This window comes from Sedimentibacter sp. zth1 (assembly GCF_017352195.1).
In the GTDB taxonomy this organism is placed as follows: Bacteria; Bacillota; Clostridia; order Tissierellales; family Sedimentibacteraceae; genus UBA1535.
This window is the reverse complement of the sequence record NZ_CP071445.1, coordinates 423,169-434,592: the sequence shown is the minus strand read 5'-3', so window position 1 is coordinate 434,592 and position 11,424 is coordinate 423,169. Positions and strand designations below refer to the sequence as shown.

The following is an 11,424-nucleotide window of genomic DNA, read 5'->3' as shown; positions in this document are numbered from 1 at the left end:
AGCAGTCGTGCCAAATACTCTTTTTATTATTCCAAATTGATATTCAACTATTTGTTGCTTTTTTGCACAATCTGCCATTTCAAAAATTCACAGAACAATATTTTTATGATAAATAGTAACATGAAATTACAAGATGATCAGAGCATTATAGTTCTATCATCTTATTTTTAATTTAGGGGCTTGACTAATACCAATTTTGGTATTATAATAATATTTGGTATTAATGGAGGTGCAATTATGAAAGATATTAATAATATCATTTTTAACCCAGTCAGGATGAGAATAATACAGAGGTTGTCCACAGAGAAATCTATCACTACTAATGATTTATGCAAATTTATGAATGATGTTCCACGAACAACTATTTATCGCCATGTTAAAATTTTGCTTAATAACGATATTCTGTCAGTTGTCTCTGAGAAAAAAGTAAGAGGCAGTGTAGAACGAACAATTGCATTAAATATAAACGCAATACGAGATCTAAATACTGCTGAAAATGCTGTAAAAAATGCCTTCGGATTTTTAATGAGTATTTATGAAAAGTTTAAAAACTATTTTTCAGCACATAAGGAGAATATGTCAAAGCAAAAATTGTTTTTAAGTAACATTGTTCTTATGATGAGTGATGAAGAGTTTGATTCATTCTTAGCTGAAATGACAGCATTGTCAAAAAAATATAATTTCAAAATCTCAGAGAACAGAAAGCCGAGGGATATTTCTATTATTTCATCACCAGTTGACGAAGCGTAAACATTGAAGGAAGCTTTATAATTAGCAATTTTCTTTTGACATACGACTTGAATAGCATAAGTTTTTCACTAGCATATAGGAAATTTGCAATGTGTACACTATAAAAAGAAGTTGATTCAAATCCAATTATAGTTGTTTTAAAATCATTGCTTTTAATTATATTAAGAAACATTAGGAATTATTTTAATAAATAAAAATTGTAAATTATATAGACAAAAGACATTAAAGAATCAGCAATAGATATTAATTATATATTTAGTTACTAGATAAGAACTTGTTATATAAAAAGTATTTATTGTTTATTGTGTAAATTGATCTTTTATCTATATTAAATATTAAAAAAATAAATAAGTTTACATTAGTTATTTAATTACCTATAAACTTATTATAAAGGAGAAAATATTATGAACTGTTCAAATTATACCAAACCAAAAATGAAAAGAGGGAATAAGATTATGATGATATTGGGAATTATAGTTGGAGTGATTGCAGTTTTAATGTCAATTGGAGCAATTTTACATAGTACATATTTTAAATCAAAGTTAGTAGAAATAAAGCCTTATGGTCAGCTTATTGATGTTGATGACGGTCAAATGCATGTTTATTCTATGGGCAATGGCGAAAAGACAATTGTATTATTACCCGGTATGGGTATAGCCCTCCCATCTGCTGATTTCTCTCCACTTATGAGAAAGCTCAGTGAAAAATACACTGTTGTCTGTGTAGAATATTTCGGTGTAGGATTTAGCAGTCAAACATCGAAGCCTCGTACATGTGAAAACTACATTGAAGAGACAAGAACAGCACTAAGCAAAGCAGGGTTTAAAGCACCATATGTTTTAATGCCACATTCTATTTCTGGCATCTACAGTGAATATTATGCGGCAAAATATCCCAATGAAATTGAAGCTATAATCTCTCTTGACAGTACATCTACTGCAATTTATGAAAAAATACCTGCTATTGTAAAATCTTTATTGCCTATAGCAAAATTCCAACAAAACATAGGTGTCACCTCACTCATAGCATCTTTAACAGTAAATAAAACTGATTTACTTTCAAACGGTTTCACTGAAAAAGAAATTAGCGATGCAACTGTTTTTAATGGATTTTCAATAACGGATAATGTATTAGAACAGATGGCAAATTCAACTGAATTTATCAAACAAACTATGGATTTACCATTTCCGTCATCTATTCCATACTTTAAGATCATTTCAAAGCAAACTTATGAAACTCCAAATAAGCAAATTAAAATGACACCACAAGCATATCAGCATATGCATCTTGAGAGAATTGGCAAAAACGCAAAATTTGAAATTCTTGATGGCACACACTTTATCTATTTAAATAACATAGATAAAATTGCAGAAATCACCGACAAACTTTTGGAGAGCACAAAATGATTCAATGAAGCATATTAGGAAAAAATGTTCTATACCCAAATTAACTATTTGTTATGAGTATACCCTTTATAGCAACATAGCTTAAATCGTCAAGAAAAAATCTTGATGTTTTAAGCTATATCATTTGGGAGACAGTTGTTTTTGTCTAAAATTAGAATTTATTCATAGTTTAAACCTCCTATAACATTATTTTAATTTTGAACTATTATAAATATTACAAATCTATAAATATCACTGGATAATCTGCAACTTTTTCAAAGCCACATGATTTTGCAGTATTGGCTGATGCTATATTGTATTTCCAGCATTCCCAATTAACTGTTAGATTTTGTTTTGCTGCTTCACTTAGAAACATTTTTGTCATTTGCTTTGCTATACCTTGCTTTTGATATTGCTCTAATACTTCTATCCCTATTGCTATTTCGCTTTTAGTTGGATATTCGCTTGTGCAAAATCCGCATACTTTATTATCAATAACTGGTGAAAAACTAATACCCCTTTGGGTAAAATCATCCATACTATTATAAGTTCCAGTACCTATAACTTCATCAATAATCATATCAATATTATTAACATTAGAATTCAAAAGTTCAGTAGTAATTCTTCTTATATTTGTTGTTTGTTTAGCAAAACTATCACATATACATGTTGGTTTAACTCTATATAAACTTTTTTCACATAGATTGTTTTTATCAGGAAACAAATTAATCATTGCATCCTTCCAAGTTTCATCTGGGAAGAATACAATTATAATTTCTAACTCTTTTTTAACTTTTTCTGTCAATATTTCATAATATAAAAAGTTTGTAGCTTCATCAGTAACTTCTCCAGCTACAAAGAGATAATGTCCAAATAGCAGTAAACATGTATTTTCACATTCATTAATATATAATTCTGCTAACTTGGTATTTTCTTCTATTGAATCTATCATATATTGTAAAGGTGTAAATTCAAGTAATTTTCTTATATTTTCATTTGGTTTTAGTATTCTCTTCATTTATTGTATCTCCTTATCGTTTCTTCATCTTTTTAACTAATTTTTCACGTTTTGTATATGCTGATTTTTGTTTTCCAAATCTATTTTCTTTCGATAACTGGAGATACCTTTTCCATCTATCTTCGTCAAGCTCACCAGATTTTATAGCTTCTTTTACTGCACATCCTGGCTCACTCACATGAGAACAATCAGAAAAACGACATTGTTTTATCAATTCATCAATATCAGAATAAGTTTTTTTGATTCCTTCCTCAGCATCCCACATACCAAGTTCTCTCATACCAGGGGTATCTATTATCATGGTTTTAGAAGATAGCATTATTAGCTGTCTATGAGTAGTTGTATGTCTTCCCTTTGAATCACTCTCACGAATATCATTAACCTTCATGATTTCTTCACCCGCAATTGCATTGACAAGACTTGATTTACCAACTCCTGATGAACCTAAAAATACCAAAGTCTTACCTTTATTTAAGTATTTTTCTAAAATATCTAACCCAAATCCAGTTTTAGAGCTTATTGCAATAACATCTATATCATTATATTGTATTTTTAATTCTTGGACATATTTTTCATAATCACTATTTAAATCAGCTTTAGTAAGTATTATAACTGGCTCAGCACCACTTTGAATTGCTGCACCTATATATCTTTCTATACGATTCATATTAAAATCGTGATTTAGTGAAACCACAATAAAGACATAATCAAAATTAGCCGCAATAACTTGTTCATGGATTGTTTTTACATATCCAACCGCATGACCTGAAAAGTCTGTTCTAGAAAACTTACTTTTTCTTTTACAAAGTTTTGCAATCAATGAATCACCATATTGATTATATAATAAATAAACGAAATCACCTACTACAGGGATATCATCATCAAATTCTATTTCTTTATAAAATGTTCCTTTTAATCTTGCATTAATTTCTCCATGTTCACAAATTACCTTATATAGTTCTCTGTGAACCTCTATTACTCTCGCAGGGATTAAATTTTGTTTTACTTCCTCTGCATATTCTAAATTCCATCCAAATTCATTTAAATTAATCATCATTTCCTCCAATTTTTGCATAAAAAAAACTTGCCCATTGGCAAGTTCTGTTTTCATATGTATACAGTATTTACAAAAGGGTTTTTTTGGGTACACAAAAACCAGCATTTGATTTTGCACCCACTTTATTAAATTATTTAATAATCACCATAATATTTATTTTTGCCATAATTTAATCACTCCTTCGTAAAACAAAATTGGAAAAATAATTCCACAATTATTATATATCAAATTGACATATATTGCAAGAAAATTTTATAAACTATAAGTATTCTTACAAATTGTTAAATTATTTAGCCTAAAATTCTCATTTTATTATATATATGCTAAATATCTTTGCTCTAATACTTTTCTTCCTAAATCATGTATTTTCTCGTTTTCATCAAATTCAAACCCGAATTTTTTATAATATCTAATAGCTCGTTCATTTTCTTTAAACACCCATAGAAAAATTTTATTAAATCCTCTATGTTTTACATTCTCCATAAGAAATTCCATCATTTTATTACCATATCCCCTACCGTAGAAATCAGGATGAAAATATATACCTATAAGTTCATATGCATCTTGTAAATCACTATCTCTTGATTTTCCAATTGTGAAATATCCTATTATCTCATCATTAAGCTTATACACATAAGTAGAATCCTTATATTCTGTCAAAAGCTTAGCCCACATCTTAGTGCGAGGTTCAATTTTAGTCATTTCTTCTAATTTATCTGTAGGAATGATATTCTTATATGCTACCTTCCAAGACTCAGTATGTATAAGGGCTATTCTTTCGACGTCCTGAATAGTAGCTAAACAAATACTTTCTATCATACTTCTTCCCCTTACATAAGTTCTATACATAAACTTCTCAAATATCTACCTTCTGTTTCTATATACAATGGCTTTTGAACAAAACCTGATTTTACTAGCATTTCATTTGTAAATCCAAAAATTTGATGCCACAATTCATTGCCTAGTTCTTTTATATCAACTCCATGTTTTACAGAAGTGAAAACATTAGCATTAACTAAAAAATTGTCAAAACAAGATTTTACAATACTATATATTTCATTCATAATAATATTGGATATGTCATCAAGTAAATGATTTTCAAATTCATAAAATACTGGAACAATAATTTCAATTATACTTGTTTTTTCATCAAAATTAATATATCCGAGTTTTTTTAACAAACAAGCAATATTTTTATCTTCATCATCCAATTTACAAAACAAAATATCGCTACTTAATATTTTCTTTATAAATTTTGCGCACTCACTAGTGATTTCTTTTATATTTTTAGACAAAATGTTATTTAATAAAGTTTCACCATCAATTAAATTACAAGCATTATTACGATTTCCAACAAAATTACGAGTAAATCTAAACTGCTATTTACCATAAAAACTTCCTCCTTGCTTAAATTACCAAGTAAACTATAAGAGCTACAGAAAACATACATAAAAATCCGACAATCATGATTCCCAATGTTTTGAATCTGGCTTAAAATACAAAATAATCACATTGAGAAACTCCATTCCTTTAACAATTTCTCGTTTACTTTGATTTTAAACTATTGTCTAAAAATATTCAATTAAATTTTATTTATTTTGTTAGCTCAAACATCATGCTACTAATAAAAAATACAACAAGTCATTTTCAGTAGCTTGTTGTATTTTTTTTATATTTTCATCTATGTATGGTTGTCCGTGTTTTTTATTATTGCTTGAATAAAACATTCTCTGCGTTCTTTCTAGTATTATTATCTAGTTTCAAACTTTGGATTTTCTCTACAAAACCTTTTTCTAATTCGTTTATAGATATTCCTAAATACTTTTCCCACATAATATCTTTGCTTTTGTAAAAATCAATGTATTTATCTATTCCACATCTACTTATAACATAGTCAGTAAAAGCTCCCACAATTGGGTATGATATTTCACATGGTATGTCATAAAAAATTTCATCATTTATCATTTGTGCTATCGAATGATATTCGCCTCTATCATAATATATTTTCGTACAAACATAGTTATCTATACCCCACCAAGTTTTATCAAAATACATTGCTATGCCTTCTCTTATAGCCACTGAATCCGGCCAATTATACAAATATGATATAACATGAGCATCCTCATGAGCACCAATACACTTTATATTTTCATTATAAACAGCATAAATAGCATTATTTTTTATGTCTGCAAAACCATTACATGGTTCATTATCGCCATATATAATTCCAAGAATTTCTGGATTATCACACAAATAATAAGTTATTTTCCCTTTAAAATCAATTTTCAATGTTTTAGTAATTTCATAGTAACAATTTTCTTGTTCTTTTTCTATTTTTTCTATATCTTTATTAGCTAAACTATCTTTTTCGAAATAAAAAATATAATGCTCAGATTCTAACTTTTCTAAATTATTCATTATTCCTAATTTACTATCAATCATTATGCTAAACTCCTTATTTTAAAACATATTATAATTTTGTAATTCATTATAATATTTCATGTTTATTTTATAATTAATTACCCTCAGGCATTACAATTAATGCTATTATATAAGCAATAATACCTCCACCAGCAAAAAAAGCAAATAAAACCCATCCTAACCTCACTAGTGTTGGGTCAATATTAAAATATTCTGCTATACCACCACATACACCAGCTAACTTTTTATTAGTACTACTTCTACGCAATTGTTTTTCCATGTTTTTTCCCACCCTTATATATTTTTAGATAACACTTTCACTTCTATATAAATTTTGCCATATAATGATTATTATACACCTAGTGTTAATTTTATACTATATATATTTTAAATTAATTTAAATTTTACTTAAATAATAGCTATATATTAAATTAAAATTACTATCTGTATAATCATTTACACTATTTATTTTATATTTCTTGTTGTTTATGCTTCAATGAAAAAAACCGTCTCCAAAGTATACCTCCATATCTAGCACAGACTAGCTTCCCAAACAGAAAAATAATTCAAAATTTTGTAACATTGTGGAGCATTGCTAAGAATTGTACGAAGCGAAACGAGCGTTTTAAGCCAATTTAGCCCTATCTTTAAATACTCATCTACGCATTTGGCTTTTGCGAGTGCAGCTGAAGTTACAATTCTCAATGCGAAACATTAGTCTAGAAATTTTAATTATTTTTCTTTCTACAGAGGCTGGCTACAACAAAACCACAGAGATTTGCTCAAAATGTCTTTCTTAAAACATTGCATTGACCTAGCACAGACTAGCTTACTCAACAGAAAAATAATTCAAAATTTTGTAACATTGTGGAGCATTGCTAAGAATTGTACAAAGCGAAACAAACGTTTTAAGCCAATTTAGTCTATCTTTAAAAACTCATCTACGCATTTGGCTTTTGCGAGTGCAGCTGAAGTTACAATTCTCAATGCGAAACATTAGTCTAGAAATTTTAATTATTTTTCTTTCTACAGAGGATGGCTACAACAAGCCACAGAGACTTACTATAACAAGACCACAGGGACTTACTAAATCGTTAAACAAAAAAACAGTCCTCAAAAGTATTGCTTGTCCTTAAGGTATCACATAGTTTCAATCAAAGACAGCTCCCCTTCTGAGGAGAAACACATAATTTTAGGTGTTACTTCCTTATATGCTGTTTCATTGTTTATATCAATATTATTCTGAAAAATTTTACCGCTTGAAAAAACAGTAAACAATTTATGATTAAAATAATTGTTACTTCCTTCTTCAATTGCCTGATGTCCCCTTATTAAAATATCAAAATTAACTCTTCTCTTAAATTCCTCAAAATGCTTCACATTAAATTTAAATCTTCCAGAATTATCTTTAAGATCCTCACCTTCATTACATGGATCACTCCAAACCATATTATCTCTTATGGTTTTATTTAATTTATCTACTATTTCAACATTAGTAAGGTCATAAAGGCTCTTAATATAATTATAATACATTGAAGAATCTTTTCTAGGTCTTGGAATACCGCCATGAACAGCCATCAATGTAATATTCATATTATCAATAAATGCAATATTACATAAACTATTAAAGAACTTCAAGTATTGATTTATAATATGAAACTTGCATTCTTTTTTATCTAAAAGGTTACTTAAATAAAGAAGAAAATATTTATCTCTTGGTTCATCATCACGTTTCTTAACACGTAACTTGATTTCCTCATTAACAATAGTTCCATCATCGTGATTTCCCCTTAACAAATATACATTGTTTGGAAAAACATATTTTAACGCCATTATATACTCTAGGGTTTTTATATGAGCCTTTCCTCTATCCACATAATCCCCTAAAAAGATTAGGCGCATTCTTTTTTTATCTACAATGTTTTCAAAGAATTTGCAAATGTGTAATATCCTTTTGAAGCTAACAGTATCTGAATGTATATCCCCAATTAAATAATACTCGTAATCACTTTTATTAAACGAATATATATTAGAAGCCCTTTTAGCATCATTTAGATGTTCTTGTAGCTCTTTTATATTCAGGCTTGTCTTAATAAGCCTCTCATTTTCCGTGTCATTTTCTTTTTCATGAATCTTGCATACTTCGTCAATAAGAAATTCTTGCACCTTAAACATTTCATTTAAATTTTCATACTTAAAACTATTAGTTTTTACGCCACTTACTTCATTAATTGAGTAAAAATCTTTTTCTAAATCTTTTTCTGAAAGGTATTTTCCCATGTTTAAATTTTCTTTAACTTTTTTTATATAGTCTATTGTTTCATCCTTATAATTCACTTTTTGCCTACTTTCTATAGTTTTACTATCATTTAATCATATGTAAAATATATCTAGACCAATGTTAAAACTAAAGATATATTTTTTTCGTTTTACGTTTCCTACTGCATTTTTTCTTTATACAACTTATGAACTTTATATGCCCATATACAATAAACAATTCCAATTACAGCGAACAAAAATATAGGGCCGACACGTATTGTAAGTTCAAACAATACAGCTCTCACAAGGTCAAAGCCTGTCTTTTCCCACAAATTAGGTGTTCGGAAAACAAAATTTGGTAAATTAAATCCGCTATTATAAAGTATGATATAGAAATAAAAAATTACAAAAAACATATTCATAGTGCATATTTCATACAACCTTTTATAGCGTGAAACAGAAGATTCTTTGCTTGAAAATATTTCACCATCCGAATTCTCACTCTTTGGCAAAAAGTACTGATTTCCGTTGCATTTTGTTCCATAAACATGATTCCAACCAAAGTCTTCAAACATAGCCTTATAATTTTCGAAATCCTTCATATTCTTAAAAGTACGATAATCTACACGATATTTCAAATCTTGTTTTTCACCGTCTGAGAAATGGTATACCCCAAAAGCAGAATACTTTTTCAAAATGTGTCCTTGATTAGCCATTTCATTGAGATACTGCTCTTCTTTTTCAAGATCAACAAATATTTTATACTTTTTCATTTTATTCTCCTTTCATTTCTGTACGTTCATAAACAGTGACAAGATGTTTTAATCTCTCCACTTCAAGTGCAAGCACCTTAATACCATCACTAGAAATTTGATACATTTTTCTTCTTGCATCTTCTGAAGGCACAGAAATAATCAGCTTTTGCTTTGATAGATTTTCTAATGCTCCGTACATAGTACCTGCAGCAATCCTTACTTTTCCATCGCTTAATTCTTCAACCCTCTGCATTATTGCATAGCCGTGTCCGGCTCGTCTCAAAGCAAGCAGAATATAATATGTTGTTTCCGTAAGCGGAAGATTTTTTAATATATTCACAACTTTCTCCTTATATCGTTATCCTATACAGTTAAACTGTATAGTTCCATTATATACAGTCTAACTGTATATGTCAAACGAAAATAAAAAAAATTGCAAAACACGGTTAACATTAAAGATTTTAAAAAATGGTACTGTGTCATATGAAGAAAAGACGACTGACTGTCAATGTAGTAATTCAAATTTTAAAAAATAATAGTCTATATCTATTTAGTTATATACATTATATTAAAGTAAATGTTATAATTTGATTTATATAAACTATATTTTAATACGCATTACAAAATATTACAGATACTACCTATGTTTTTGGGGAGGATTAACTATGAACAGAATTGAAATTTTAAGAAAATATATTGATGAAATACTCTTGAATATGACTGATGTTGAAGAACGAAGATGTGCTTATTTGCATTTATATGGAGTTGCTCAATCTTGTGCATTAATTGCACTAAAGCGTGGAGAAAACGCTGAGCTTGCCACTATGGCAGGTATGCTTCATGACATATATTCGTATGCTAAAATGGACACAAAAGACCATGCGCATAAAGGTGCTATCTTAGCAAGAGAAATATTGACATCATTACAGATAACAAATGATGATGAAACTAAAATGATTTGTGATGCTATTTATAATCATAGTGAAAAAGAAATTATACATTCTAAATTTAATGAAATTTTAATTGATGCAGATGTTTTTCAGCATTGTTTGTATAATCCTATGTATGAAATCAAAGCACATGAAAAAAGCAGATACGAAAAACTTAAACTTGAATTTGGCATTGCGTAGAAATTAAGCTATAGTGTGAATACCTATAAAAACTATGTACAACAAAACCACAGAAACTTGCTAAAAAAAACCACTGTCGAAAAACTCGATAGTGATTTCTCTTTAGTCTTATTTAAATTTTACTGCCGTACCGTAAACCATTACCTCTGCAGCACCTTGCATAATTGCGCTTGTTGCATATCTAATATTAATAACCGCATCTGCTCCTAAAACTTCTGCCTCTTTAACCATTCTTTTGGTTGCAAGTGCTCTAGCATCATTCATCATTTCATTATATGCCGTAAGTTCTCCACCCACCAAAGTCTTAAAACTCTGAAGAATATCTTTTCCAACATGCTTAGTCTGAATTGTGCTTCCCTTTACAACTTCCAATGTTTCAAAATTTTTGCCACTAATAAAATTAGTATTTACTAAGATCATCTGTCTCTCCACTCCTTATTTCTTTTATTCTTTCTATTAACACGAAAACGCTGACTCCGATTATAAACAAAATCACCAAAGCAATTATTATTTTTATAGTAATTGGAATCACTACGCTAATATAAATTGACAAGTATGCAATTTCTATTGCAATAAGCAATACTGTAATTATTATCGGTACAATTAGTTTTTTCATTATCTCTCTCCTTTCCATAGACATGTACAAATT

At 28.6% G+C, this 11,424-nt stretch carries 14 protein-coding genes; 3 read left to right on the top strand and 11 right to left on the bottom strand.

Annotated features, from left to right (window positions below; all coding sequences use genetic code 11):
• Nucleotides 1–237 precede the first annotated feature (237 nt).
• Both JYG23_RS02130 and JYG23_RS02125 read left to right on the top strand, forming a co-directional pair.
• Nucleotides 238–750 (top strand): helix-turn-helix domain-containing protein, encoded by a 513-nt coding sequence (locus JYG23_RS02130; RefSeq protein ID WP_207236809.1) that lies wholly within the window; start codon nucleotides 238–240, stop codon nucleotides 748–750.
• A gap of 404 nt (nucleotides 751–1,154) precedes the next feature.
• Complete coding sequence (locus JYG23_RS02125) at nucleotides 1,155–2,156, top strand: alpha/beta fold hydrolase (protein ID WP_242631616.1); 1,002 nt, start codon at nucleotides 1,155–1,157, stop codon at nucleotides 2,154–2,156.
• Nucleotides 2,157–2,370: 214 nt separating this feature from the next.
• Here JYG23_RS02125 and JYG23_RS02120 read toward each other — a convergent pair whose 3' ends face one another.
• The 9 genes from JYG23_RS02120 to JYG23_RS02080 form a co-directional block, all read right to left on the bottom strand.
• Entirely contained in the window at nucleotides 2,371–3,153 is a 783-nt protein-coding gene (locus tag JYG23_RS02120) for a GNAT family N-acetyltransferase (protein ID WP_207236808.1), read from the bottom strand.
• A gap of 13 nt (nucleotides 3,154–3,166) precedes the next feature.
• Nucleotides 3,167–4,207, bottom strand: coding sequence for a ribosome small subunit-dependent GTPase A (gene rsgA / locus JYG23_RS02115; RefSeq protein WP_207236807.1), 1,041 nt, complete (start codon nucleotides 4,205–4,207; stop codon nucleotides 3,167–3,169).
• A 315-nt stretch (nucleotides 4,208–4,522) separates the two neighbouring features.
• Complete coding sequence (locus JYG23_RS02110; protein ID WP_207236806.1) at nucleotides 4,523–5,029, bottom strand: GNAT family N-acetyltransferase; 507 nt, start codon at nucleotides 5,027–5,029, stop codon at nucleotides 4,523–4,525.
• A gap of 11 nt (nucleotides 5,030–5,040) precedes the next feature.
• The gene (locus JYG23_RS02105; protein ID WP_207236805.1) at nucleotides 5,041–5,505 is read right to left on the bottom strand and encodes a hypothetical protein; all 465 of its coding nucleotides are present in this window, start codon (nucleotides 5,503–5,505) and stop codon (nucleotides 5,041–5,043) included.
• A 412-nt stretch (nucleotides 5,506–5,917) separates the two neighbouring features.
• Nucleotides 5,918–6,652: a hypothetical protein gene (locus JYG23_RS02100; protein WP_207236804.1), complete on the bottom strand. Its 735-nt coding sequence runs from the start codon at nucleotides 6,650–6,652 to the stop codon at nucleotides 5,918–5,920.
• A gap of 73 nt (nucleotides 6,653–6,725) precedes the next feature.
• The gene (locus tag JYG23_RS02095; RefSeq protein WP_207236803.1) at nucleotides 6,726–6,911 is read right to left on the bottom strand and encodes a PspC domain-containing protein; all 186 of its coding nucleotides are present in this window, start codon (nucleotides 6,909–6,911) and stop codon (nucleotides 6,726–6,728) included.
• Nucleotides 6,912–7,771: 860 nt separating this feature from the next.
• Nucleotides 7,772–8,968: a metallophosphoesterase family protein gene (locus JYG23_RS02090; RefSeq protein ID WP_207236802.1), complete on the bottom strand. Its 1,197-nt coding sequence runs from the start codon at nucleotides 8,966–8,968 to the stop codon at nucleotides 7,772–7,774.
• 101 nt (nucleotides 8,969–9,069) lie between these two features.
• The gene (locus tag JYG23_RS02085; RefSeq protein WP_207236801.1) at nucleotides 9,070–9,663 is read right to left on the bottom strand and encodes a DUF2812 domain-containing protein; all 594 of its coding nucleotides are present in this window, start codon (nucleotides 9,661–9,663) and stop codon (nucleotides 9,070–9,072) included.
• 1 nt (nucleotide 9,664) lies between these two features.
• Entirely contained in the window at nucleotides 9,665–9,985 is a 321-nt protein-coding gene (locus tag JYG23_RS02080) for a PadR family transcriptional regulator (RefSeq protein ID WP_207236800.1), read from the bottom strand.
• 325 nt (nucleotides 9,986–10,310) lie between these two features.
• On the opposite strand from JYG23_RS02080, the gene JYG23_RS02075 reads away from it, so the two are divergent.
• A complete protein-coding gene (locus tag JYG23_RS02075) occupies nucleotides 10,311–10,775 on the top strand; it encodes an HD domain-containing protein (protein ID WP_207236799.1) in 465 nt (154 codons plus the stop codon).
• A 108-nt stretch (nucleotides 10,776–10,883) separates the two neighbouring features.
• Here the strand turns inward: JYG23_RS02075 and JYG23_RS02070 are convergent, their stop codons facing one another.
• Together JYG23_RS02070 and JYG23_RS02065 are read right to left on the bottom strand one after the other, a co-directional pair.
• Nucleotides 10,884–11,195, bottom strand: coding sequence for a YbjQ family protein (locus JYG23_RS02070; protein WP_207236798.1), 312 nt, complete (start codon nucleotides 11,193–11,195; stop codon nucleotides 10,884–10,886).
• Nucleotides 11,176–11,391 carry a hypothetical protein gene (locus tag JYG23_RS02065; RefSeq protein WP_207236797.1) on the bottom strand — a complete coding sequence of 72 codons (216 nt, stop codon included), beginning with the start codon at nucleotides 11,389–11,391 and terminating at the stop codon, nucleotides 11,176–11,178. The genes JYG23_RS02070 and JYG23_RS02065 overlap by 20 nt, the downstream gene beginning before the upstream one ends.
• Between the last annotated feature and the right edge of the window lie 33 nt (nucleotides 11,392–11,424).